We start from the raw sequence: 23,927 nt of genomic DNA, 5'->3' as shown, positions 1-23,927 counted from the left end.
GCCAGTGACATGCCTTACCATGTGATTCCGGCCTACAGAAATCCCGCTTCCGAGCGGCATATCTCTTAAGAATGCAGAAAATGACGCCCACCAGTGCACCACTTGAAGACCAGGAGCCTGTATCGGGAAACGGAACGAAGCCGACGCAAGCGATAAAAGCGGTCCGGCGTCGCGCAACCCACTCGGCACGGCGGGATCTGAACGAAAAGGAACTGAATTCGCCGGGTGTTCAGCAAATGTTGCTGGACGAGTTAGCACAAGCCGAAGAACAGATTCTTGAGCTAACGACATTTCGAACGGCCTATTACTCGGCAGACAAAGAGGTGGCCGTGTTGCAAGCCAAAGGGAAAATAGTTGTCAGTCAAGAGATTATTTCTTTCTTGACGGGTGCACTCGGAGGCGCTGCGTTTGGTTTTTTGCCGACCGTGTGGGAGAAAACAGACGGCAGCGGCGCTCTTACATTGGCGGTCGGCGTGGTCCTTCTTGCAGCAGGTGCGATTGCAAAGGTAGTCCGAGCATGAAACTGAATCTCAGCTATATCGCTGATCGAGGCGAGCTTAAGGGCGAGCGGCTCGTTATGGTCGCCGCCGAAGATATCGACCTAGGAGATTACCTTGTGTTGTGCACTCGTTATGAAGGAACCCAGTTAACAACCGCAGTGGCGGCTACGTTCTGGTTTCCAGACGAGCCCTTAAAGAAGGGCGACAGAGTAATCCTGTATACGAAGGCCGGAACACCAAGCTCGCGAGATCGAGCATCGGGCGGCAAGAGCCACTTTCACTACTGGGGACTTGAGGCGTCACTCTGGAGTAAAGCAGAAAACGGGGTGGTACTTCTTCATGCAGCGTCGTGGTTGTCCAATCGATCTGACGCACTGCCAAGCGCGCCGCCAGTCAATGTCGCGGCGGCTGTTCCTGTGGATTGAGCTTGCGAAGGCACGATGGATAAGGCAGTTGTAGGCCGTGGACAAATTGTTAGCTCCTATGAAAAGAGAAGCCCCCGAGGCGTGAACCTGCGGGGGCCGTGAGGGGACGCTGAAGGGTTACTTCGTGGCGTTTTCGTCGGTCGGGTAGTCGTTCGCCAATGCGTTGAGGAACGGGGCCACGAGTGCTGTGTTGTTGAGGGGCAGCAGCCGGCCCCACGCCCCCGATGGTGTTCTCCGGGTGGTCTAGGAAGTCATGAGGGGCCTTACCCGTGGCGATGTCGCGGCGGATCGCTCGGAGTTCGCTTGCGGCCCCGAGGGTGGCCTTCCATCCCATCGACCCAACGATCTGCGACAGCTCGGACACCTGATTCCACACCGCCCCGCCCATCAGGCGGATCACGTTGAAGTCCCGCCATTGGCTCATCGCCTTGTTGAGCATCGAGAACTCCTCTTGGGGAATCCCTTGGATGCGGTCAACGGCGAACTTGAGGTCCTTCTTCGCTTGCACGGCTGCGGCCTCACTGAAGCCCTCGCCGCCGAACGTCTTGGCCGTGGCCTTGTCGATCAAGGAGCCGATGTCGGATTGCTTGTAGATGTCCAGCCTGTCGGCCAGCGCGATGCTCGAAGCGGTGCGCCGGAAGTAGGACTCGCTCACGTCGAGGGCGTTGGACTGGATGAAGTCGTTGATGGTGATTTCCACCTCGCTGTCTTCGCCCGCCTTCTTCCACTTCTCGCTGTGTGTCTCCGAGAGTGAACTGACGGACTTCCCCCGTCGAGGTCGGTTGACCCATGTGTTTTCCTTGGCGTGTTGATTCGTAGAGAGCAAAGAAAAAGCCCCAACACCAAGATGGCGCAGGGGCTCGGAATAAAGACGCGAAGATGGGCCTATCGGCAACCGCTTGGGGTCACGTAGAGGCGGTCTGAAGGGGGATCAAGCCGCCGTCGATAGATGCACCAGGGGCTTAGAACAGATGCCCTGACGGGCATCCCAGAATATGAAAAGAAAGAACGGAAGAGCAGAGGGCGTACATGCCCCCCCCCCTGCCCTGGCGTCACTCGATAGGTTCGCTGAACGACCGTTCTGAGGAGCGTCGCTTGTTGGGCCGGAGCGCCCAATGCCTCGCGTCTCTTTCTTCCGCCGCGCAGAGCCCCACCCTCTCGGCCTTTCGTTCCAGACCTTTGCGCATAGTCGCTTGCAGCATCGCAAGTTGCGCCTGAAGTTGCTCGGGGGTGGCATCAGCTAGCGCAAGCCGCTCCTCGCCACGGATGTAGATACCGTCCATCCGGATCGCCGGGAGGACAACCCCAGTGACCCATCTCTTGAACGCAAGCGCTTCAGGTTTGTGGCTCCGGAAAATGAGTGCAAACAGGCCCGCTTCATTGATCGTTGCGAACGGCTGAAGGCCCCCGGGGGTGAGCAATTGGCACACCCCCTTGTCCGCGTTGTCCAACCGCCCAAGCGTGCGGCCGGTTTTCGCCAAGCCGAGTACCTGTCGAACATCCTGAAAGATGAACCATGGGAGGCCGGACGCGTCCTTGACAGCGCGGATATTGATCTGGGCATCGCCAAAGGCGAAGGTCAGGATGTCATCGGAGGGCGTATTCGGGCGGGGGGCCGCTTGAGTGCGGAGTTGCTGCCCGCCGAAGTTGTCGTTGATTTGAAGGCGGCTCATCCGGTCACCTTCCGTTGCGTGCGCAGTTCGCCGCCAACGTAGGCGTTCGCCACCCGGAGACCGGCGCCGAGGTAGTCCGCGACACCTGGCCCACCGACATCACGGATGCCCGCGAGCTGGCTGCGCTGGTTGATGCCGATGTTTGCCACGCGATCTTCACGGGCAGCAGCCGTGCGGGCGTAGTTCGTGGCGCTGGTGGTTCCCGCTTCGAGGCCCTTACCTGCCAGGTCGAGCATCAAGGCGTCCACCGAAGCTCCGCCGACTCCAGCGGCCCCAGCGGAGACCCGGGCGCTTGACAGACGGGTGACCTTCTCGCGGTTGATCTGGCTCAACTCAACCGACTGGTTCTCACGGTCTTCGATGCCCTGCCGGTTGGCCTGGGTGTAGTTCTCGATGGCGGCGGCGTGGACCGCCACGCGGTGCTGTTCGTTGGCCGCGTTCTGGTTCTTGGATGCCACGCGCTGCGAGTACAGTGCGGAGCCCGCAGATGCCGCCGCCGAGGCGATTAGGAGCATAGTTGGCGTGATGACGTCACACATGCTTCGCCCTCAATGCGCCACGGCGTCGCTAGCTTCAGGCAGCACGGGCGCCCCCCGAACACCTTGCTTGTGCCACTCGTTCGCCACTCGCGCATTCGCCGCGATGACAGAAAGAGACGTTCCTTCGCGAGTACTCATTTCGGCGATAGTCGCGTGTGTACGAACGATTTCCGTGAGTGCATCGATAGCTTGGGCATGGCCGCAGGCCACACGGTAGACCTCAAGATAGGCGGCGGCGTCGGCGGGAAGTTGCACCGCCCGCCCTTTGCTGGGGATGAAGGTCCCGAGACACAGGGCGTTCACAAATTCAGCAACAAGCATGCCCTCCCGCTCGGCAACTGAGGTGAGCTGCCGGTGAATTTCTACGATGTCACCAAGCGCTTCGCTCGTACTAATCCAATGGGGATCACCTTCTTGCGCAACCTTGCCGCTGCGCCGGTCGATGTCGCATTGGTGTCGGCGCTTGATGCCTTGGAGATGGTCGAACTGCTCGACGGAGAGGGAGTAGGCGCGGAGCACACGCCGAGAGGATTTGTCTGTCATAAATGGACTCGTAGATGCGTAGGTACAAAGAAAAAGCCCCGGCACCGGTTAGGGTGTGGGGGCTCAGGACAAGGACGCGAATATGCGACCTATCGGCAATGGCTTGGTGTCACGGAGAGGTGAACGGGGTGGGCGTCAAGCCGCTGGCGATAGCTCACTGGGGAGAGGCCGTTGCACGGGTGAGACCACGAAGGAATTTCATCGTGAAGGCGAAGACTGAAGGACCACAGTTGGCCCCACGCCGGAGGCACAGTTAGAGGTCATCAACTCGTTACCTTCAGGTCGAATCTCTAAGGTTTTTTCTTCTTCTAATCATCCTCATAAGGGATGCACCTTCTGGAATCGCGGAGGAAATCTTCTCGACACCTTTAGGTGCTCCCCCTACCCCCTCGTACATCACGATGCCATCGCCCCCTTCGAGGGTCTCGCTGCGGACCCTCGGGAGGTCTGCGGATGATTTTGGGTGCCCGCACTAGGCTGGTCTTGGTGGTCTCGGCAAATCACGGGTGTGACGGGCTCTACCAAATGAAGGGGATAATCGATCCGAGAAGTCCATCGCCCCTAGCGAGCACAAGTAGGGCGAAGCGATCGCGGTGTACGGTAAACGCGGAGTTCCCATCCGAAGGCTTGCCATGCGGTTGTGTTATGTCCGTCGTTGTTCCGGGCCTGCGGTCGCCGGGTGTCCTTTGGACTTTTAGAGCCGACTTGAGAATGCAGCCTGTTCAAGGCCGGGACAAGGCGCAAACAAGATAGGCCGGTTCTCCTTTGTTATCGTGAAGTTACCAAGCACCACGAAGCAACTGAGACCAGCCTATGCAGCGGATTCTAGCGAGCATCACCAGCCTCGAACAACACGCTCAGGCCTTGGCCGAAGGTGGTGAGGCTTACCGCCCGACAGCGTGCCCGCACTGCCGGCATGGCGGGCTGTGGCGACACGGTTGCTATCACCGCAAGGCCGATCGCGGCGCGGGTCGCGGCGAGTCGCTCAATCCGGTGGCGGTGCTGCGCTTCCTGTGCCGGGCATGCGAGCGCACGTGCTCGCGGCTGCCGGCATGCATCGCGCCTCGGCGCTGGTATGACTGGGCCGTGCAGCAGGTGGTGTTGTTGCTCGTGTTGAGTGGCTGCTCGGTGCACCGTTGCGCGGTCTGCACGTGCCGTGATCGCCGCACCGTGCGGCGCTGGAGGGACTGGCTGCGGGGTCGCAGCGAGGGCTTTGCCTTCTTCCTGCGTAGCCGGTTCCCGGAGTTCGGACGATTCGCCGATCACGAATCGTTCTGGCGCAACGTGATCAACAGACTGTCGCTGCAGCAGGCCATGGCCTGGCTGGACCGGGACCTGATCGTCCCGTGATGAGTCGCCCCTGAATCGCGCGCGGACAGCGCAGGCCCCGCCCGGGCGGGGCCCCCACACACTTTGCCCCCTGCCGTCGCAGACGGATCGCCGCTGTCATCGGACCTCCACAACCTGAAGGTGCATGACATGAAGCAAATCGATCCCAAGGCCTTGTTCCGGCTGTCCGTGCTGGGGCCACTGGTCAGCCGCGAACGACTCGAGCGTGGCGAGTTGCAGCAGGTGATCCGCGAACTTGCGCAGCGCGAGTACGCCATTCCCCAGTCGCAGCGCCGCCATCTGGGCGAGAAGACCATCCAGGCTTGGTACTACGCATGGCGCCGCGAGGGCATCAATGGGCTGGAACCCAAGATCCGTGCGGACCGCGGTCAGTCCAAGATCGCGCCGGCGATCCAGGAGGCGGTGCTGGCGGCCAAGCGGGACAATCCGCGGCGCTCGATCCGCCAGATCCTGCGTTTGCTCGAAGTCGCCGGAATCGTGGCGAGCCAGAGTCTGTCGCGCTCGGCGATTCATCGGCTGCTGCACCGGCACGGCCTGTCGCAGATGGCCGGCTCGGCCAGCCTGCCCGAGGAGAAGCGCAGCTTCACAGCCGAGTTCGCCGGCTCGATCTGGTACGGCGACGTGATGCACGGCCCGCGTGTTCCCGTCAAGGGGCAGCTGCGCAAGACCTACATGGTGTCGCTGATCGACGATGCCTCGCGACTGGTCGCGCACAGCGCGTTCTGCCTGGGCGAGACCGCGCTCGATGTCCAAGGGGTGCTCAAGCAAGCGCTGTTGCGTCGTGGAGTGCCAACCAAAATCGTTGTCGACAATGGCGCCGCTTACCGGGCCCACACCCTGCAGGGCTTGTGCGCTCGGCTGGGCATCCATCTCATCTTCTGCCGCCCTTATGCCCCAGAGGGAAAGGGGAAACTCGAGCGCTGGCATCGGACATGTCGGGATCAATTCCTCACGGAGATTGACGAGCGCCACATCACGAGCCTGGGCGATCTCAATGCCCGTCTGTGGGCCTGGCTTGAGCAAATTTACCACCAGACGGCGCACGGCGGCCTCGGTGGCATGACGCCGCTGGCGCGCTACCAGCGCGACCTGCCCAGGATCCGCAGCCTGGGTGCCAAGGCCGCTCATCTCGATGCGCTGTTCCACCACCGGGTGCCGCGCTTCGTGAGGAAGGACGGCACGGTGTCCTATCTGGGCCGGCGCTTCGAGGTGCCCTATGAGCTCTCGGGCAAGACCGTCAGGCTGGTGGTCGATCCGCACGCCGAGCGTGTCGTGGGCGTCGAGGACGAGGCTGGTGCATCGCTGGGCAGCGCCACCGAGCTCGATCAACTCGCCAACCAGCACCGCACCCGGCGCAAGCCCGACCCCGACGTGGCCACAGGCAGTGTGCGCAGTGGTCCCAACCTGGTGGAGATCGCCCTGGCCCAGTACCACGGCACGAAGGAGCAATGACATGTACCTTCAGCACTTCGGCTTGCGCCACCCGCCGCTGGGCAAAGATGTTGCCCAGCCCTGGGATGACGGCGCCCTGGAACAACTCACCCAGCGCTTCAACTGGCTGCTGCAATCGCCGGGCATCGGCCTGCTCACCGGCGAGCCCGGCGTGGGCAAGACTGCCGCCCTGCGCAGCCTCACGCGCGCGCTCAACCCGCACCGCTACCTGGTGCTCTACCAGGCCGAGACCGACTTCGGGCGCGTGGACATCTACCGCGGCCTGGCGCGCGCCCTGGGGATCGAGCCCAGCTACCGGCGCGCCCAGCTCTGGCGCGACATCAAGCAGCGCGTGCACGAACTGGTCGACACCAAGCAGGTGACGCCGTTGTGGATCATCGACGAGGCGCAGAACCTGCCGTGCGAGTTCTTCCGCGACTTCCCCGCGTTCCTGAACTTCGCCTTCGACTCGCGCGACCTCATCACCGTCTGGCTCGTCGGGCATGTGGCATTGGCGCAGATGCTCGAGCGTGCGCCGTATGCCGCGCTGTACAGCCGCATCCAGGCCCGCGTCCAGCTCAAGCCCGTGGTGGAGCGCGAACGCTTCGCCGCGCTCATCGAGCACGCCCTGACGAGTGCCGGTTGCCAGCACACCGTCGTCTCCACCTCGGGCATGGAAATCCTGCGCCAGGCCTCCAAGGGCCTGCCCCGGCAGGCCGGGCGCATCCTGTGCACCGCCATGCGACTGGCCGTGCCCAAGGGGCTCAACCATCTGCCGGACGAGGTCCTGCAACTGGCCATCGCGGAGCTGCAATGAAGAAAGCCTCAACACCAAAGAGGTTCGACGACGTGCCGCTGCCCAGGCTCAGCGACGATGCCGCCGTCGAGATCTACCACTTCCTCGAATACCTCTTCGATCTCTTCGAAGCGCGCTACGGCGATCAGATCAGCCGCTTCTACGAAGACCGCTCCAGGCACAACCTCGTCGAACCAGACCCGAACCTCGAACTCGACGACCCGCCGTTCTGAGGTCCCCGCCAACTTGCTCATCAACGCCGCCAGCTTGACCGCCGGCGGCGTTGCTCATGGTGCCTCGCGAGTGCCTGCGATCACGCCCGACCGGTCGACCGCTGACCACCTTCGTCTCACCTTCCTCGCGGTCCGCGTCCGGGCTATGCGAGCCCGGGACGCCACCCTCCGATCGGCCTCACTTAGCGCGGGACCGGCTCTCGAAACTATCGTGGGACGTAACAGTTGTCCTCTTGGAGGCGCCGCAGCTTGCACGCTCCCTGAGAAAATCCAACGGGCGTCCCTTCCAACCAATCATTCCCGAATGCTATGAATACTGGGCGTCCAATGCGATTCATGCCTATCGGCCCAACCGCTGATCGTGGAGACGGGGCCTTCCCGGAAAGGCCCGAATATGAGGAGTTCTATATCGCTTACGGCGAGTGCTTCGCAATATGGTCAAAGGTTGAAACTCAGCTGATGGCGATCTTCCTAGTTCTTTTGAAGTCTCCGGACTATGACGCCGCGTCGTCGGCCTTCTACTCGACAACGGGGTTTCGCGCCAAGCTGGACCTAGTCAACTCTGCCATATCAAATTCCAAGCGAATTTCAAACACCGACAAAGAAGATTGGACCGAAATCCACAGGAGCGCGTCGAACAGTTCCAGGCGTAGGAATCAACTAGCGCACAACACGGTTTTCTTTGGCCGCTTAGGAGAGGAGCGCCGAAAAATCTTTCTTGGAGACCCTCACGACCCAGCCGGAAAGTCTCGTTTTCACGCGCACGACCTAAAGGCTCTGCAAGAGTCTTTTGCTTCGCTTTTAGATCAGCTCTACTTGTTTTGGGAACGCCTTTTAACCCTGCCGTGAGCGGTGTTGACCTTCAACATGCTCAGGAGGCCGTGGAGGCATCTCGAATTCGCATGATTGTCTGACGGCTGGTGCTGAACGTTCTGGCAATCGCTGCCACGCTCTCCCCCGCCGCGAGGCGCCTGCGCACTTTGTCAACGGCATCGCTCTGCAAAGCATGCGGCCTGCCGAGAATTTTCCCTTCGGCTTTGGCCCGAGACAGTCCAGCTTGAGTACGCTCGACTAAAAGGTCCCGCTCAAACTCTGCGACGGCGGCGATAACGCCCATGGTCATCTTCCCTGCGGGACTCGTCAGGTCCACGCCACCAAGCGCCAAGCAGTGCACTCGTACGCCCATACCAGACAGCCCCTCAACCGTGCTCCTCACGTCCATCGCGTTTCGACCAAGACGGTCCAACTTGGTGACTACGAGAACATCGCCGGCTTCCAGCTTGTTTAGGAGCATCCCGAACCCAACCCGCTCCGAGGCTGCGACGGAACCCGACACGGTTTCCGCGATGGTGCGCTGAAGGGTGACACTGAAGCCTGCCGCACCGATTTCTTTAACTTGGTTCTCGGTGGTCTGGTCAGCAGTGGAGACACGGCAGTATGCAAACACACGTGACATGAGGGGGCCTCTTTGATGTACGGAAAGGATGTCCGAATCATCAGGCATGTTCAAAATGCCGTCAAGCTATTTTCTGAACGCCCTCTCCGGGACTGTCCGTATCCGGTCGATTTTGGACACATATTCCGGGCTCTGACCCACTACTTCTCCCGATTGAAGCTCGTGTGATTCGCAAGGCCACTGATATAGCCAGCGAGCAGGACGCAAGACATTGAAGTGAATTCTTCCAGCACTTGCCGTGGGTGCGTCAGCTCTTTGGCCTTGTCCAGCCCCGAAGCTTTCGTAAGGTATTGCGTCAGAGGCAAGAGATGCTCAAGTTCAATCTTGAAGTCGATGTTGTGGCTTAACCTGTTCCGCAGCGAGTTCATGTGCTTGATTGCTGGTATGCAGTCGTACTTATCGGAAACTTTGAAGTCGGACAGGAGAGCGACCTTTTGACCAAACGTGTGGCGTGCAGCTGCCCAATCTAACGTGGGATACGAGATGCGTAGGAACTCGTCGAGATAGTGCTCAACGATCAGGTGACAAGACAGAAAGTAGCCGAGAGTCTCATAGTCAATTCCCTCAAGCCTTCCCCATGTCACTTTTCCATTGGCTATATCCAAAATTTTCGGAGGAAGTGAAGCAGTGACCATGGAGCGTAGAAGCTGAGTGATGGAGACAGCACTCTATCGCGCCCTCTGAATTAACGCCACGCTTCCTTATCAACACTTCGGTGTGCTGCGATGCCCTGTATGCGCCAGCGGGTGCGCAAGCGCTCCACCTGCGTTGACGGGCGCGGTACGCGGGTGGACTGCGCGAGGGGCCACGGGGGGATTCGGCGCCCGGATGTCTTCGAGGGGGCTTTCAGATTTTTGCGATGAAACCAAAGCCGCGAGCCTCCTATGATGTTGATCTCACAACGAGGAGAGAAGATGACTTGGATTTGTGACACGTGCCATGAAACGATCAACTCGGTAGACGATGGCTGGGTCGAGTGGAAGTCTGTGCATAAGGTGGACGGCGCCTATGGGGGAAAGATCGGCTTCCGCTTGGTTCATGCTGGGACCAAAGGCCCTAACGGGCTAAAGGGGTGCATGTACGACGAGCGCGGCTTCGCCAGGGGGGAGTCTCTGGCTGATCTCCCGATGGAGCAGTTTGTCGGGGCAGACGGCCTCATGAACCTTATGGAGTTTTTGTCAGACAACCCAGGCTCTGATGAACTGATCGAAATGATCAAACGCCTTCATGTCCCCGGCTATGAAGGGGTTCGCTCGCATTTCGACAGGGCAATTAGCGTGGGCGTGTTCGAGCCAAACTCGAAGCCCGGCTTTTATAGTCAACGTCAGATTGAACGAGTGCGGACTTGGCTTGAAGAAAAGAAGTCCGATTGACCGCAATCAGTCCTTGTCATTCGCCGCTTGCTTGACCTTCAAATACTGCAAAGCGGCGAAGCAAACCTCCACATCGGCTCGCGTGGACTCGTCGCTGATTGCCTGACTGTCCCAGTCAAAGTCCGGCTTCAGTTCATAGACCAAGCTTTCCATGATCCGCAGGAGGCTCCCCGTGCAGGTCGGGCCGTGCATGTCACTTACCAGCATCGCCAGGAACTTGCGCTGGTCTTCGCTGAAGGAGTCCGGATCAGTCATGGCGGTGATGTGCGGCTGGTCGCAAAGGCGCAGATCATCGCACGTCACAAGTTAGGGTTGCTAGCGAAGTTAGGCCACCGCTAACACGAGGTGCCAGCACTATAGGCACGTCTGCTGCCGTCGCAATCCTGAGCATCCTAGAAACAATGTACTTGGCGCCGCACTTTTCGTGCGAACCATCTGCTACATCCAACAACTCTTTCAGTTACACTCATTGCGCCTTGCTCGATGGAGTAAGGGTGTGTCACAGGATGTCAAGCGTCCCGGCAGCTGCCGCGACGAAGGCCATCATGAAGCTTGTTGAAATCTGCATAGCAGAGAACCTCCAGGTGATACTGACATTATACGTCATTGTTAACATAAGCGGTTTACCCGAATTCGGGTTAGACGGTGATTAATATCACTAGGTTAAGCCGGAAAGGGATTAATGGATTACCGCAGTCCTTCCCTTTCCGGTTTTGCTAAATGAAAAACCCGCCCGCTTGGTACAAGAATCGACGCTACCTTCATTTTGACTCTCCCATTTCTGCAGCGGCAGCAGAAAAAATCGTGAACGACAGCGCCACCGTTCAGCGACATTCATTCTATCCGTTAATTCGATATACGCTGTCGACGTATAAGTTGTCAGTTGAAAAATCCACGAGCATGCTCGTGCGCGTCTCAAAGGAGCGCCCTATCTCCTACGCAAGTCACGTAGATTCCCACATTTATGCCTTCTATACGGAGAGCTTGAATGGACTCTACGAGGCAAAACTTCAAGAGCTAGGCCTAGAGGAAAATGTCATGGCCTTCCGAGCGCTTGGAAAAAGCAACGTTGACATCGCGAAGTTAGCCTTTGACAGAATTAAATCCAGAAAAAAGTCAGTTGCCCTCGCGCTTGACATCACTGGCTTCTTCGATAACCTCGACCACCATATTCTAAAAATCAGCTGGCAAAATCTTCTAAACTTAAAACAGCTCCCAAAAGATCATTTCAATGTTTTCAAATCCATCTCCAAATATTCATGGGTAGTGTTACGTCCCACGATAGTTTCGAGAGCCGGTCCCGCGCTAAGTGAGGCCGATCGGAGGGTGGCGTCCCGGGCTCGCATAGCCCGGACGCGGACCGCGAGGAAGGTGAGACGAAGGTGGTCAGCGGTCGACCGGTCGGGCGTGATCGCAGGCACTCGCGAGGCACCATGAGCAACGCCGCCGGCGGTCAAGCTGGCGGCGTTGATGAGCAAGTTGGCGGGGACCTCAGAACGGCGGGTCGTCGAGTTCGAGGTTCGGGTCTGGTTCGACGAGGTTGTGCCTGGAGCGGTCTTCGTAGAAGCGGCTGATCTGATCGCCGTAGCGCGCTTCGAAGAGATCGAAGAGGTATTCGAGGAAGTGGTAGATCTCGACGGCGGCATCGTCGCTGAGCCTGGGCAGCGGCACGTCGTCGAACCTCTTTGGTGTTGAGGCTTTCTTCATTGCAGCTCCGCGATGGCCAGTTGCAGGACCTCGTCCGGCAGATGGTTGAGCCCCTTGGGCACGGCCAGTCGCATGGCGGTGCACAGGATGCGCCCGGCCTGCCGGGGCAGGCCCTTGGAGGCCTGGCGCAGGATTTCCATGCCCGAGGTGGAGACGACGGTGTGCTGGCAACCGGCACTCGTCAGGGCGTGCTCGATGAGCGCGGCGAAGCGTTCGCGCTCCACCACGGGCTTGAGCTGGACGCGGGCCTGGATGCGGCTGTACAGCGCGGCATACGGCGCACGCTCGAGCATCTGCGCCAATGCCACATGCCCGACGAGCCAGACGGTGATGAGGTCGCGCGAGTCGAAGGCGAAGTTCAGGAACGCGGGGAAGTCGCGGAAGAACTCGCACGGCAGGTTCTGCGCCTCGTCGATGATCCACAACGGCGTCACCTGCTTGGTGTCGACCAGTTCGTGCACGCGCTGCTTGATGTCGCGCCAGAGCTGGGCGCGCCGGTAGCTGGGCTCGATCCCCAGGGCGCGCGCCAGGCCGCGGTAGATGTCCACGCGCCCGAAGTCGGTCTCGGCCTGGTAGAGCACCAGGTAGCGGTGCGGGTTGAGCGCGCGCGTGAGGCTGCGCAGGGCGGCAGTCTTGCCCACGCCGGGCTCGCCGGTGAGCAGGCCGATGCCCGGCGATTGCAGCAGCCAGTTGAAGCGCTGGGTGAGTTGTTCCAGGGCGCCGTCATCCCAGGGCTGGGCAACATCTTTGCCCAGCGGCGGGTGGCGCAAGCCGAAGTGCTGAAGGTACATGTCATTGCTCCTTCGTGCCGTGGTACTGGGCCAGGGCGATCTCCACCAGGTTGGGACCACTGCGCACACTGCCTGTGGCCACGTCGGGGTCGGGCTTGCGCCGGGTGCGGTGCTGGTTGGCGAGTTGATCGAGCTCGGTGGCGCTGCCCAGCGATGCACCAGCCTCGTCCTCGACGCCCACGACACGCTCGGCGTGCGGATCGACCACCAGCCTGACGGTCTTGCCCGAGAGCTCATAGGGCACCTCGAAGCGCCGGCCCAGATAGGACACCGTGCCGTCCTTCCTCACGAAGCGCGGCACCCGGTGGTGGAACAGCGCATCGAGATGAGCGGCCTTGGCACCCAGGCTGCGGATCCTGGGCAGGTCGCGCTGGTAGCGCGCCAGCGGCGTCATGCCACCGAGGCCGCCGTGCGCCGTCTGGTGGTAAATTTGCTCAAGCCAGGCCCACAGACGGGCATTGAGATCGCCCAGGCTCGTGATGTGGCGCTCGTCAATCTCCGTGAGGAATTGATCCCGACATGTCCGATGCCAGCGCTCGAGTTTCCCCTTTCCCTCTGGGGCATAAGGGCGGCAGAAGATGAGATGGATGCCCAGCCGAGCGCACAAGCCCTGCAGGGTGTGGGCCCGGTAAGCGGCGCCATTGTCGACAACGATTTTGGTTGGCACTCCACGACGCAACAGCGCTTGCTTGAGCACCCCTTGGACATCGAGCGCGGTCTCGCCCAGGCAGAACGCGCTGTGCGCGACCAGTCGCGAGGCATCGTCGATCAGCGACACCATGTAGGTCTTGCGCAGCTGCCCCTTGACGGGAACACGCGGGCCGTGCATCACGTCGCCGTACCAGATCGAGCCGGCGAACTCGGCTGTGAAGCTGCGCTTCTCCTCGGGCAGGCTGGCCGAGCCGGCCATCTGCGACAGGCCGTGCCGGTGCAGCAGCCGATGAATCGCCGAGCGCGACAGACTCTGGCTCGCCACGATTCCGGCGACTTCGAGCAAACGCAGGATCTGGCGGATCGAGCGCCGCGGATTGTCCCGCTTGGCCGCCAGCACCGCCTCCTGGATCGCCGGCGCGATCTTGGACTGACCGCGGTCCGCACGGATCTTGGGTTCCAGCCCATTGATGCCCTCGCGGCGCCATGCGTAGTACCAAGCCTGGATGGTCTTCTCGCCCAGATGGCGGCGCTGCGACTGGGGAATGGCGTACTCGCGCTGCGCAAGTTCGCGGATCACCTGCTGCAACTCGCCACGCTCGAGTCGTTCGCGGCTGACCAGTGGCCCCAGCACGGACAGCCGGAACAAGGCCTTGGGATCGATTTGCTTCATGTCATGCACCTTCAGGTTGTGGAGGTCCGATGACAGCGGCGATCCGTCTGCGACGGCAGGGGGCAAAGTGTGTGGGGGCCCCGCCCGGGCGGGGCCTGCGCTGTCCGCGCGCGATTCAGGGGCGACTCATCACGGGACGATCAGGTCCCGGTCCAGCCAGGCCATGGCCTGCTGCAGCGACAGTCTGTTGATCACGTTGCGCCAGAACGATTCGTGATCGGCGAATCGTCCGAACTCCGGGAACCGGCTACGCAGGAAGAAGGCAAAGCCCTCGCTGCGACCCCGCAGCCAGTCCCTCCAGCGCCGCACGGTGCGGCGATCACGGCACGTGCAGACCGCGCAACGGTGCACCGAGCAGCCACTCAACACGAGCAACAACACCACCTGCTGCACGGCCCAGTCATACCAGCGCCGAGGCGCGATGCATGCCGGCAGCCGCGAGCACGTGCGCTCGCATGCCCGGCACAGGAAGCGCAGCACCGCCACCGGATTGAGCGACTCGCCGCGACCCGCGCCGCGATCGGCCTTGCGGTGATAGCAACCGTGTCGCCACAGCCCGCCATGCCGGCAGTGCGGGCACGCTGTCGGGCGGTAAGCCTCACCACCTTCGGCCAAGGCCTGAGCGTGTTGTTCGAGGCTGGTGATGCTCGCTAGAATCCGCTGCATAGGCTGGTCTCAGTTGCTTCGTGGTGCTTGGTAACTTCACGATAACAAAGGAGAACCGGCCTATCTTGTTTGCGCCTTGTCCCGGCCTTGAACAGGCTGCATTCTCAAGTCGGCTCTAAAAGTCCAAAGGACACCCGGCGACCGCAGGCCCGGAACAACGACGGACATAACAGTAGAGCGTACACCGCTGTATGAAGCGTTTGGCATATCGCCCTACAATCCCAAAATGGGGCGATATCGTATATGTATGCCAGCAGAATTTCGTGCAGAAGTGCGAGGCAAGAACCTTATAAAGAAAAACATTGAAAGCAAAGGAATCCCACAAGGCGCCCCCATCAGCGCATTCCTCTCCAACCTCTACATGTTGGAATTTGACAAATTCGTCAAACTCATAACCGCCCGGGTCAAAGGTTGGTACATACGCTACTGCGATGACATCTTGATTGTTGTGCCTCCGTACTGCGCAGACAGAATTGAAAAGAGGGTTCTCAAGAAAATAAAAGAACTCCGCCTGGAAATCAACTCCAAAAAGACTGAGCGCAGCCGATTCTCGACCATCGGAAACTCTTTGGTCGCGGATAAATCGCTCCAATATCTGGGATTCACTTTCGATGGACAGCGAATATTAATCCGCTCAGCCGCTCTCGCCCGCTACTCACAGCGAATGAAAGGGGCAGTCCGCAGAGCCAAAGCAACTGCAAAAAGCCGAAACACCGCAAAAGTGTCCAAAGGCTTACCCACAAAGCCTCTTTATAAGAAATCGCTTCTAGAAAAATACTCTCATGTGGGGCGGCGCAACTTTATTACCTATGGGCTCCGCGCGGCCCAAACTCTTGAGTCCAAAAGCATTAAACGTCAACTCCGGCCTCTCTGGAAAAGGCTACAGGATGAGATTGCAAAATAGACCGGCGCTGGATGTTCATGGCAAGCCCCCTACGACTCAAAAGGCCGTCGTCGCAGCTATGGCGATTTAACCGACTCAAGCGTACCGCTGAGTGATGCTGGCACGAACCTTCCGAGCGCAGTGAGGCGCACCACCCGACGCCGACCGTTCTCAAGGTCTCTATGCTGGACCAAGAGGCCAGCATCTACAAGCTTCGCAACGTGCCGCGATGTGGTTTGTCTTGAAAAACCTGTCACCTTGCTGATGTCCGTCTGCGAGCATCGACCATTGCGCACGACCGCAATGAACGTCTGAATTTGCTCCGCAGTGATCCCAGGCGCTGCCCTGCGCATCTCCGAGGTCACGCTTTCATAGCTCATCAGGCCAATGTTGAGAGCGCCCGGAAAGGTACCGGTCGCGGGTGGTGAAAGATCGTGCATGCGCATATCTCGCACGTTCAAGCTCCGCGCATTTCTTCCCGCATGAACAGCAGCAACCAGCACGCCACCTCGCCGGATTCACAAGAAGAGTCGTTGCCGGCAGCCGTTTTTCCAAGCTCTACGACTGCGTAGTAAACGCTTTCGAAGGGGATCACATCAATGTCCCACCACTCTGCCTCATCGTTCATGAAGCAGTAGTAGGCCGCCGCGAGAAGGGATGCCCCGAAGGGCTCCAAGTCGGCCTCAAGGGTGAAAGTGTTGGACAAAAGGTCAAATGCCATCGGGTGCTTTCTTGATGATTTGCGTGCGTCGGGATTGACGCGACGGACTGAATCATCATGAGGAAAACAGGCCGAAGCTATACGCAAAATCACGCCTAGAAAGGCGACGTGCTAGAGTCGAAATTAATGCGAGGAATAACGATGTCCCTTGCCTTTCGGCAAGCGCACATACTCATCCTTTCGAGACTATCTCGCAATCAAGATGATTCTTCCTCTGGACGTGTCCACGTCCTGCTACGATGGTTCAGGCTGTGCAACCAAACTGTAGAACCTAGCTGCGCATCGAGTTCTGTAAGTCATTGATTTCATTGACCATTCAGAAACTGAGGACGGCGGTAAGGCTCGTCAACCTCTTCAGCAGCTTCGTTTCATTCCGTGCGAAATGAAACGAGGCTTGCAACAACCGCTATCAGCCCAGACCCAGGCGACGAATCGCGCCGCGCGCCGCGGCCGCGCCGCTGGCCATCGACGCTGTCAGCAGGTAGCCGCCGGTCGGCGCTTCCCAGTCGAGCATCTCTCCTGCCGCAAACACGCCGGGCAGCGCGTTCGACATCAGCTGCGCATCCAGTGCGTCGAAGCGCACGCCGCCTGCCGTGCTGATCGCCTCGTCGACCGGCCGCGTCGCGATGAGCTTCAAGGGCACCGCCTTGATCGTCGCGGCCAGTTGCGCCGCGTCCTGCATCGCTTCGCGGCTCAAGGCCTCGTGCAGCACCCCCGCCTTGATGCCCTCGAGCCCCAGCCGGCTCTTGAGATGACTGCTGAGCGAACGCGCGCCGCGAGGGTGCGTCACTGCGGCCAATACCTGTTCGGCACTGCGGTCGGGCAGCAGATCCAGCAACAGCGTCGCGCTGCCCTTCGCGGCAATCTCGTCGCGCAGCAGCGCCGACGCGGCATAGATCAGGCTGCCTTCGATTCCCGTGGCCGTCGCGACGAACTCACCCTTGCGCGCAAAGTGCCTCCCCTGGCTGTCGGTGAACGAGATCGCGACCGACTTGAAGGGCTGCCCGGCAAAACGGCTGGAGAAATGCTCGCTCCAGCCCATGCTGTCGAAGCCGGAATTGGCCGCCAGCAGCGGCGCCACCTCCACACCCTGCGCCTGCAGCCACGGCGCCCACGCGCCATCGGAGCCGAGGCGAGCCCAGCTTGCCCCGCCCAACGCCAGCACTACCGCATCGGCCTTTGCCGTAATGCCGCCGGTCGGCGTCGCGAACCGCAGCGACGCCATGTCGAAAACCCCATCGCCCATCCAACGATGCCGCATATGAAACTGCACACCCGCCGCACGCAGGCGATGCAACCACGCGCGCAGCAGCGGCGCGGCCTTCATGTCGGTCGGAAACACGCGCCCCGACGTGCCGACGAAGGTCTCGATGCCCAGGCCGCTCGCCCATTCGCGCATCTGCTGCGGTCCGAACAGCGCCAGCATCGGCTCGAGCTGCGCGCGGCGCTCGCCGAAGCGGGTCATGAACACGTCGAAGGGCTCCGAGTGCGTGAGGTTCAGCCCGCCACGGCCGGCCAGCAGGAACTTGCGGCCGACCGAAGGCATCGCGTCATACACATGCACCTGTGCGCCGGAAGCGCTCAGGACTTCAGCCGCCATCAGGCCGGCAGGTCCGCCGCCGATGACGGCGACGGTAGGGGAAACAGTCATTCGAGATTTACCAGTTCGCCCTGCCCGGTGAGGAACGCGACGCGCACCGTGGCACCGGGATAGGCATGTTGCACTGCCGCGCGATAGCGCTGCATCTGTGCGATCAGCGCAGCGTCCCGTTCGGGGCGCGCCGCAGATTTGTAGTCGAGGATCCACCAGGCGCCGCTGTCGCGCTCGCGCACCAGACGGTCGATGCGCAAGGTCTCGCCTTCATGCACCAGCGTGACTTCGTTGCCATGCCAGTCGACCCTGCGATCGTCCCACACCCAGGCGCCCTCGCCCGCGCGGATACGCCGCGCCAGGGCGGCGGCACCGCGCGCCTGCTGCGCATCGAGCATGAATTCGCGTGCCGCGGCGCGCACGTGGGCCGCAGGCAACGGCTCGCCAGGGACCGCCCATTCGAGCAGACGGTGCATGGCCTGGCCGAAGGCGGCGGCGCGCGCGTCAACGGTGGTGCCTGGCGCTTTCTTGGTGGCAGGTTGTTCGACCAGCACGGGCGCCGCAGGCATGCGCTTCATCGAGAAGCTGCCCGCGCCGGAGTCGGTCGGCAAGACGACCAGTGGCTCGTCGGCCTCGGCAGGCTCGCACAGCGGTTCCAATCGTGCCCACCAGCTGCCTTCGTTGGCGCGCGCCGGGCGCACCGACGACAGCACCAGCCGCTCGCGTGCCCGCGTGGTCGCGACATAAAGGCCGTTGAGCTCTTCACGATGGCGTGCGCGCTGCTCCTCTTCGAGCAATGCCGCCGCGCAGGCCGGCGGCGTCTTCTCGCTCGCGAGGAACACGAAGCGCGTCGGCGCGCTGTCGCCGCCCTTCCATTCGACCAGCACGCCCATGGTCTGGGCGCGCGGTGGTGCCGCGTCGCAGTCGAGCATGAGGACGGTATCGGCCTCCAGTCCCTTCGCGCCATGCACGGTCAGCAGTTGCACCGCATCGGGCGCGGCCACGGTCGGAGCGCGCACGCCGCCCGCGCGCAGGGCGCGCACCAGCGCATACGGTGTCGCGAAACGCGCGCCGTCGATCTCGAGCGATGCGGACAGCAGGCCGCGCAGATTGGCCAGCGCGCTCTGGCGCATCGCGGCTGGAACCGCGGCCCCGAATTTCGCGAGCAGATCGCCATCGTGGAAGATCGCGTCGAGCGCGTCGTGAGGCGGCAGTGTCATCAGCCAGCGCTGCCACTTCCTGAGCTTGGTGCCCACCTCGATCAACGCCGGCGGCAGACTTTCGTCCTTCAGGATCAGCGCGAACCAGCTCACCGGGCCGCGCTCGCGCTGCGCCAGCGCGAGCTGCACCAGCGCCGCGTCATCGATGCCGAACACCGGCGACTTCAGCGCCCGCGCCAGCGAAAGATCGTGCGCGGGCGACACCAGGGCGTCGATCAGCGCGACCACGTCCTGCACTTCGGGTGCGTCGTGCAGATCGTTCTTCTCGGGCTGCTGCACGGGGATGTGGCGCTGGCGCAGTTCGTCCTGCATGGCCGAGAGCCGGCTGCGGCGGCGCGCCAGCACCATGATTTGGCGCGGCGGCGTTCCGTCGGCGATGCGCTGCGCCACCCATTGCGCGGCCTGTTCGCATTCCTTCTGCAGCAGCTGTTCTTCGGGCAGCACGCGCGGCGTGACGAGGCTGTCGCGCCAGTGCAGCATGCCGTCGTCGGCCGGCGCCGCGTCGGACGCATCGCCGAGTGCGTCGCGGTCGATGGCCGGCAGCTTGAGCAGTTCGCCTTCGTCGCCGCGCTCGGTGGTGTGGGCGCGGTAGCCATCGAACTCGCCGGCCTCTTGCGCCGCAAGCATCGCCGCGTTGACCAGCCCGACCACGGCCCGTGCATTCCGGTGGGTGTGGTCGCAGTTCAGCAACTCGCCGTCGAGCCCTTCGCGCACGAACTTCTTCGCGGCGATGAACACCTGCGGCTCGGCGCGGCGGAAGCGGTAGATGCTCTGCTTCGGGTCGCCCACGATGAACACGCGCGGCGCGCGGCCCTGCGCCCCGGTGTACGCGCTGAGCCAGCCGTAGAGCGCCTGCCACTGCAGCGGGTTGGTGTCCTGGAATTCGTCGATCAGCAGGTGCGCAATGCGCGCGTCGAGCCGCTCCTGCACCCAGCCCGAGAGCGCCGACTGGCCGAGCAGCAGCTGCGCGGCCTGCTCGACGTCGTTCATGTCGACCCAGCCGTGGGCGCGCTTCACATCGGCAAAGGCCGCGATCAGCAGGCGCGTGAGGCGCGTCATGCGCTGCTGGTAGAGCCATGCGGCGTGCTGGGCCTGTGCGCCGCACAGCACCTGCAGCTCGGCCTCGGCTTCCTGCGCGGCGGGGAATTTCTGCAGGTTCTTGTTGAGGCGGTCTTCGGTGGCGACGAAGAAGTTCTTGCGCAGGTGTGCGAGCGCGGCCGCCAGCGAATCGGCTGCGGGCTCGCCCATGCCGAACACGTCGATGATGGCCTCGGCCGCCTTCTGCGGCGTCTTGTTGCTCTCTCGGCCAAGCGCGGCGGCGCGGTCGAGCCAACGGCGGCGCACCGGCTCGCCGAGCAAGGCCTCGGTCGGTTCGTCCAGGCCTTCGAGCGACGGAAAGAACGCGCTGAAATGCTGGACGGCATTCTCTGCATCGGCCAGCGAGAACTCGACGCGCTTCGACAGCGCCTCGCTCAGGGCCTTGGCCGTTTGCGAGCGGCCGTGCGTGGCCACGACGGCGTAGTAGTCGGCCAGCACGTTCTTGTCGGCGGTGACGGCCTCGAAGAAGGGCCGCCATGTGTGGCCGCGCGCCTCGGCATCGTCTTCGAGCAGTTCGTAGTTCGACGGCAGGCCCAGCTCGCGCAGCACCGCGAGCGGCGCGTTGCGCAGCAGGCCCGCGAACCAGGCGTGGAAGGTGCGGAACTGCACCGGCCTGCCGCCTTCGAGCAGGCGCCGGTAGAGGCCCTTCAGGCGCGGCACGGCCGCTGCCGCAGCGACGGGCTCCACGCCGCGCATCACGAGTTGGCCGACCAGTTCTTCCGGCGTCCGTTCGGCAAAATCTTCAAGCCACTGGTCGAGCCGCTCACGCATCTCGCCGGCCGCCTTCTTCGTAAAGGTGATGGCCAGGATCTCATGCGGCTCGCAGGCAGACTCGCCTTCTTCGAGCAGCGCGCGCAGGATGCGCGACACCAGCATCCAGGTCTTGCCCGCGCCTGCGCAGGCCTCGACGGCGACCGAACGGCGCGGATCGCAGGCGACGGTGTAGAAGGCCTCGCGCGTGACGTGCCGGCCGTTGTGTTCGTAGGCGGCGCCGTTCATTTCGCAATGCCCCCGAAACGGGGTGCCTCGTTGCCCCAGAAGTCCTTGCGGCAGAGGCCGCGCGCGGCGCAGTAGTCGCAGACGGCGCCCTCCCCCAGCGGCGGCAGCGCAGCCCCGTGCGCGATGCGCGTGAAGTCGTCGATGATGCCGGCCACCAGCGCATCCCGCGCCTCGACCACGGCGGGCTGCTCGACGGTCTGCGTGCCGGAGGACTTTTCCCCGACGTTCACATAGGCCGCGCGCAAGGTGTCGTCGGCCACCAGCGCGGCGTAGAAGGCCAGTTGCGTGTCTTCGGTCGGGTCCTTCACGCGCTCCTTGCTGACCGTTGCCGATTCGGTCTTGTAGTCGATCACGAAAGCCTGGCCGTCGGGCATGCGGTCGATGCGGTCGAGCCGGCCGATCAGCCGCAGCGTGCCCAGGGGCTGTTCCTTCCAGGGTTCGGCTTCGACGAAGACCGCGCCGCCCGCCTCGTGCCCCGTCAACCAGTTGAGGTAGCCGTCGCGCACCGCGGGCCAGGCCGCGGCGAATGGCAGGAACTCGGCTTCGGACAGGCTGAGCTCCTTCGTTGCGCGCCGGGCCGCCTCTTCGATGAGCGAGATTCGTTCCTGCGCATCCTGCGCCGGGGTTTCGACCAGCGCCTCGTGGAAATGACCAAGCACGGCATGCAGCCAGTTGCCGAAGTCGCGCTTGTCGACCTCGGCATCGAGCTCGTCGGCGCTGCGCAGGCCCAACTGCCGCAAGGCGAAGAAGCGGTAGGGGCAGCGGCGCAGGTCTTCATACACGCTGGTCGAGATGTTCTCCAGTGGCAGGAGCGCGCCGGAAGGAGTCGGATATTCGGTTGGCTGCACGGCCACTTCGCGCGGCGTGCGTGGATCGGCCGAGGGCTGCAGCGCGTGATCGAGCTGCAGCGCCTGCACCAGCGGACTGGGCCGTACCGGCTCGCCGCTGGCGTCGGACTGGCGCCAGATCAACTCGCACGACGGGTTGTGCAGGGCCGCGGCCCAGGCTGCGCGCTGTGCGGCTTCGAGCGTTTCACGCGATGCCAAGCCCAGCTCGAGTCGCTGGGCGGCGCTCCAGTTGCCGGGCGGCTCGGGTGACGCGGGCAGACGCCGGTCGTCGCAGCCCGGGATGACCACGGCACCGAACGCCCGACCCAGCAATTGGTACAGCGGCAGCACGACGACCTTCGGCGCCTGGTCACCCGCGGGGGGCACGAAGCTCGCGTCTTCCAGCACGTCGCGGACCCAGGCGGTGAACTCGGCCAGCGTGTGGCGGCCGCCGGGGAAATCGTCGTCGTCGCCGTGCGCGCCGGCATCGAGCCACAGGGCGCCGATCACTTTGCCGCCGGCGAGGTCTTCGTCGAGCAGCGCCCATTGGCCGCTGGCTTCCAGCAGCTCGCGCAGCGCGCGCAGCCAGTCGGCCAGGGGGCGGGACCGGGCCATGGGCGCGCGTCGCGCCTCGATGGCCTCGGTGAAGGACAGCAACGTGGCGTCCTGCGCCTTCTCGCTGCGCGCCACCAAGGCACACCAGGCCAACCAGTCGCGCAGGCCTTCGCGGCGCAAGCGGGCTTCGAGCAGTTGCACGGTCGGCGCATCACCATCGGCGCCGCTCTTGAGCCATTCGAGCACCTGGTCGCTGGCGGCGTCATGGGCACAGGCGCGCAGCGCGCTCATCAGCGTGGCGGCGGCGCGCGTGGTCGACAGCTTCCAGCCCGTTTCGTCGTGCGTGACGATGTCTTGCGCACTCAGCTGGGCGCTGATGCGGCGCGTGAGGGCGCGGTCGGTTGCGATCAAGGCGACCGGTGCGCGGCCTTCGGCGAGGTGGCGCAGCACGCAGGCGGCGGCGAGCTCGGCTTCGTCTTCGGGGTCGAGGGCGACGTGCGAAACCGCAGCCTGCGTGGGCGCGCCCGAAGGCACGAGCGAGAGATGAAGAGCGCGGTCGCCCCACAGCTTGCAGAGCGACTGCGTGAGCGGATCGGCCAGGAAACCCTCGAGCACGATCAGCGCATCGACCTGCGCACGCGTGCTGTCGCGCTGAAGCACGTCGGTGGCATAGCCCGAGGTCGAGGCCCACGCGACGGCGATGCGGATCAACGCGCTCTCGATGCGGAACCATTCCGACTCGCTGCCCGCCTCGGCCACGCCCGCTGCGCGTTGCGCCCATTCGCCGCCCCGCACTTCGGGACTCACGGCAGCTGCAAGAGGGGCCAGTTGATACGCCAGTTCGACGACGCGACCGGCCAGGGCGAAGCGCTCGGCACTGAAACCGGCTTGCGACAGCAACGCCTGCGCCGTGACGAGGTCGCGCGCCATGTCGTGCGCGATGTCGTAGCCGGTCGGCACGAAGCCGCCCGCGCTGCGGGCCCAGTTATGGGTGGTCTCGAAGCGCGGCACGAAGCCGGGGCTGCCGCAGCGAGCCCACATGGCGCGCGCCACGCCCATCAACTGCGCGTAGGGCACCAGCACCACGGTGCGGGCGGCATGCAGCTGGCGATCGGCCAGCGCGCGGACGATCCGCGCAACGACGCCATTGGCGGGATCGCACCACAGGGCCTGGACAGGGAGGCCTTCGTTCATGTTCTATCGAGGGGTTGGAGAGCGCGTGGACG

At 62.7% G+C, this 23,927-nt stretch carries 26 protein-coding genes; 10 read left to right on the top strand and 16 right to left on the bottom strand.

What is annotated here, in order from left to right; genetic code table 11:
* Positions 1 to 80: 80 nt before the first annotated feature.
* On the top strand, positions 81 to 521 hold the full coding sequence (locus tag ACEOAB_RS12680; RefSeq protein ID WP_413750488.1) for a hypothetical protein: 441 nt from the start codon (positions 81 to 83) through the stop codon (positions 519 to 521).
* The gene (locus tag ACEOAB_RS12675; protein WP_413750487.1) at positions 518 to 925 is read left to right on the top strand and encodes a hypothetical protein; all 408 of its coding nucleotides are present in this window, start codon (positions 518 to 520) and stop codon (positions 923 to 925) included. The genes ACEOAB_RS12680 and ACEOAB_RS12675 overlap by 4 nt, the downstream gene beginning before the upstream one ends.
* A gap of 49 nt (positions 926 to 974) precedes the next feature.
* Here the strand turns inward: ACEOAB_RS12675 and ACEOAB_RS12670 are convergent, their stop codons facing one another.
* The 4 genes from ACEOAB_RS12670 to ACEOAB_RS12655 all read right to left on the bottom strand — a co-directional run bounded on the left by ACEOAB_RS12670 (position 975) and on the right by ACEOAB_RS12655 (position 3,680).
* Positions 975 to 1,625, bottom strand: coding sequence for a hypothetical protein (locus ACEOAB_RS12670; RefSeq protein ID WP_413750486.1), 651 nt, complete (start codon positions 1,623 to 1,625; stop codon positions 975 to 977).
* 352 nt (positions 1,626 to 1,977) lie between these two features.
* On the bottom strand, positions 1,978 to 2,598 hold the full coding sequence (locus ACEOAB_RS12665; protein WP_413750485.1) for a BRO-N domain-containing protein: 621 nt from the start codon (positions 2,596 to 2,598) through the stop codon (positions 1,978 to 1,980).
* Entirely contained in the window at positions 2,595 to 3,137 is a 543-nt protein-coding gene (locus ACEOAB_RS12660; RefSeq protein ID WP_495653765.1) for a virion core protein, T7 gp14 family, read from the bottom strand. The genes ACEOAB_RS12665 and ACEOAB_RS12660 overlap by 4 nt, the downstream gene beginning before the upstream one ends.
* A 9-nt stretch (positions 3,138 to 3,146) precedes the next feature.
* Entirely contained in the window at positions 3,147 to 3,680 is a 534-nt protein-coding gene (locus tag ACEOAB_RS12655; RefSeq protein WP_413750483.1) for a hypothetical protein, read from the bottom strand.
* A gap of 813 nt (positions 3,681 to 4,493) precedes the next feature.
* Here ACEOAB_RS12655 and ACEOAB_RS12650 point away from each other — a divergent pair.
* The 5 genes from ACEOAB_RS12650 to ACEOAB_RS12630 all read left to right on the top strand — a co-directional run bounded on the left by ACEOAB_RS12650 (position 4,494) and on the right by ACEOAB_RS12630 (position 8,339).
* Positions 4,494 to 5,030 carry a hypothetical protein gene (locus ACEOAB_RS12650; RefSeq protein WP_413751254.1) on the top strand — a complete coding sequence of 179 codons (537 nt, stop codon included), beginning with the start codon at positions 4,494 to 4,496 and terminating at the stop codon, positions 5,028 to 5,030.
* A 129-nt stretch (positions 5,031 to 5,159) separates the two neighbouring features.
* A complete protein-coding gene (locus tag ACEOAB_RS12645) occupies positions 5,160 to 6,482 on the top strand; it encodes a DDE-type integrase/transposase/recombinase (RefSeq protein WP_413751255.1) in 1,323 nt (440 codons plus the stop codon).
* A gap of 1 nt (position 6,483) precedes the next feature.
* Positions 6,484 to 7,278 (top strand): ExeA family protein, encoded by a 795-nt coding sequence (locus tag ACEOAB_RS12640; RefSeq protein ID WP_495653010.1) that lies wholly within the window; start codon positions 6,484 to 6,486, stop codon positions 7,276 to 7,278.
* Positions 7,275 to 7,490, top strand: a complete 216-nt coding sequence (locus ACEOAB_RS12635; protein WP_413751391.1) for a hypothetical protein — start codon at positions 7,275 to 7,277, stop codon at positions 7,488 to 7,490. The genes ACEOAB_RS12640 and ACEOAB_RS12635 overlap by 4 nt, the downstream gene beginning before the upstream one ends.
* Before the next feature lie 336 nt (positions 7,491 to 7,826).
* Positions 7,827 to 8,339: a hypothetical protein gene (locus ACEOAB_RS12630; RefSeq protein ID WP_495653764.1), complete on the top strand. Its 513-nt coding sequence runs from the start codon at positions 7,827 to 7,829 to the stop codon at positions 8,337 to 8,339.
* A gap of 22 nt (positions 8,340 to 8,361) precedes the next feature.
* Here the strand turns inward: ACEOAB_RS12630 and ACEOAB_RS12625 are convergent, their stop codons facing one another.
* Together ACEOAB_RS12625 and ACEOAB_RS12620 are read right to left on the bottom strand one after the other, a co-directional pair.
* Positions 8,362 to 8,946 (bottom strand): recombinase family protein, encoded by a 585-nt coding sequence (locus ACEOAB_RS12625; RefSeq protein ID WP_413751070.1) that lies wholly within the window; start codon positions 8,944 to 8,946, stop codon positions 8,362 to 8,364.
* 140 nt (positions 8,947 to 9,086) lie between these two features.
* Entirely contained in the window at positions 9,087 to 9,581 is a 495-nt protein-coding gene (locus ACEOAB_RS12620) for a hypothetical protein (RefSeq protein ID WP_413751071.1), read from the bottom strand.
* Positions 9,582 to 9,860: 279 nt separating this feature from the next.
* Between ACEOAB_RS12620 and ACEOAB_RS12615 the strand changes: the two genes are divergently transcribed.
* A complete protein-coding gene (locus ACEOAB_RS12615; protein ID WP_495653763.1) occupies positions 9,861 to 10,319 on the top strand; it encodes a hypothetical protein in 459 nt (152 codons plus the stop codon).
* Between the two features lie 6 nt (positions 10,320 to 10,325).
* On the opposite strand, the gene ACEOAB_RS12610 is transcribed toward ACEOAB_RS12615, so the two are convergent.
* Positions 10,326 to 10,574: a hypothetical protein gene (locus tag ACEOAB_RS12610; protein WP_413751073.1), complete on the bottom strand. Its 249-nt coding sequence runs from the start codon at positions 10,572 to 10,574 to the stop codon at positions 10,326 to 10,328.
* Positions 10,575 to 11,123: 549 nt separating this feature from the next.
* Here ACEOAB_RS12610 and ACEOAB_RS12605 point away from each other — a divergent pair.
* A complete protein-coding gene (locus ACEOAB_RS12605; protein WP_495653762.1) occupies positions 11,124 to 11,756 on the top strand; it encodes an RNA-dependent RNA polymerase family protein in 633 nt (210 codons plus the stop codon).
* 54 nt (positions 11,757 to 11,810) lie between these two features.
* On the opposite strand, the gene ACEOAB_RS12600 is transcribed toward ACEOAB_RS12605, so the two are convergent.
* The 4 genes from ACEOAB_RS12600 to ACEOAB_RS12585 form a co-directional block, all read right to left on the bottom strand.
* Entirely contained in the window at positions 11,811 to 12,026 is a 216-nt protein-coding gene (locus tag ACEOAB_RS12600; RefSeq protein ID WP_413751391.1) for a hypothetical protein, read from the bottom strand.
* Positions 12,023 to 12,817 carry an ExeA family protein gene (locus ACEOAB_RS12595; RefSeq protein WP_495653010.1) on the bottom strand — a complete coding sequence of 265 codons (795 nt, stop codon included), beginning with the start codon at positions 12,815 to 12,817 and terminating at the stop codon, positions 12,023 to 12,025. Before ACEOAB_RS12595 ends, ACEOAB_RS12600 begins: the two co-directional genes overlap by 4 nt.
* Position 12,818: 1 nt before the next feature.
* Positions 12,819 to 14,141 carry a DDE-type integrase/transposase/recombinase gene (locus ACEOAB_RS12590; protein ID WP_413751255.1) on the bottom strand — a complete coding sequence of 441 codons (1,323 nt, stop codon included), beginning with the start codon at positions 14,139 to 14,141 and terminating at the stop codon, positions 12,819 to 12,821.
* Positions 14,142 to 14,270: 129 nt separating this feature from the next.
* On the bottom strand, positions 14,271 to 14,807 hold the full coding sequence (locus ACEOAB_RS12585) for a hypothetical protein (protein WP_413751254.1): 537 nt from the start codon (positions 14,805 to 14,807) through the stop codon (positions 14,271 to 14,273).
* A 247-nt stretch (positions 14,808 to 15,054) separates the two neighbouring features.
* Between ACEOAB_RS12585 and ACEOAB_RS12580 the strand changes: the two genes are divergently transcribed.
* Positions 15,055 to 15,711: a reverse transcriptase domain-containing protein gene (locus ACEOAB_RS12580; RefSeq protein WP_495653761.1), complete on the top strand. Its 657-nt coding sequence runs from the start codon at positions 15,055 to 15,057 to the stop codon at positions 15,709 to 15,711.
* A 56-nt stretch (positions 15,712 to 15,767) separates the two neighbouring features.
* Here ACEOAB_RS12580 and ACEOAB_RS12575 read toward each other — a convergent pair whose 3' ends face one another.
* The 5 genes from ACEOAB_RS12575 to ACEOAB_RS12555 form a co-directional block, all read right to left on the bottom strand.
* Positions 15,768 to 16,043 carry a MarR family winged helix-turn-helix transcriptional regulator gene (locus tag ACEOAB_RS12575; RefSeq protein WP_413750092.1) on the bottom strand — a complete coding sequence of 92 codons (276 nt, stop codon included), beginning with the start codon at positions 16,041 to 16,043 and terminating at the stop codon, positions 15,768 to 15,770.
* 104 nt (positions 16,044 to 16,147) lie between these two features.
* Entirely contained in the window at positions 16,148 to 16,411 is a 264-nt protein-coding gene (locus ACEOAB_RS12570; RefSeq protein ID WP_413750090.1) for a hypothetical protein, read from the bottom strand.
* Between the two features lie 409 nt (positions 16,412 to 16,820).
* Positions 16,821 to 18,062, bottom strand: coding sequence for a TIGR03862 family flavoprotein (locus ACEOAB_RS12565; protein ID WP_056599253.1), 1,242 nt, complete (start codon positions 18,060 to 18,062; stop codon positions 16,821 to 16,823).
* Complete coding sequence (locus tag ACEOAB_RS12560; RefSeq protein WP_495653760.1) at positions 18,059 to 21,319, bottom strand: UvrD-helicase domain-containing protein; 3,261 nt, start codon at positions 21,317 to 21,319, stop codon at positions 18,059 to 18,061. The genes ACEOAB_RS12565 and ACEOAB_RS12560 overlap by 4 nt, the downstream gene beginning before the upstream one ends.
* Entirely contained in the window at positions 21,316 to 23,895 is a 2,580-nt protein-coding gene (locus ACEOAB_RS12555) for a PD-(D/E)XK nuclease family protein (RefSeq protein WP_413750089.1), read from the bottom strand. The genes ACEOAB_RS12560 and ACEOAB_RS12555 overlap by 4 nt, the downstream gene beginning before the upstream one ends.
* Positions 23,896 to 23,927: the final 32 nt, after the last annotated feature.

The organism is Variovorax sp. Varisp53 (genome assembly GCF_059491555.1).
The sequence above is the reverse complement of the archived record's forward strand: the minus strand, read 5'-3'. Positions and strand labels throughout refer to the sequence as shown.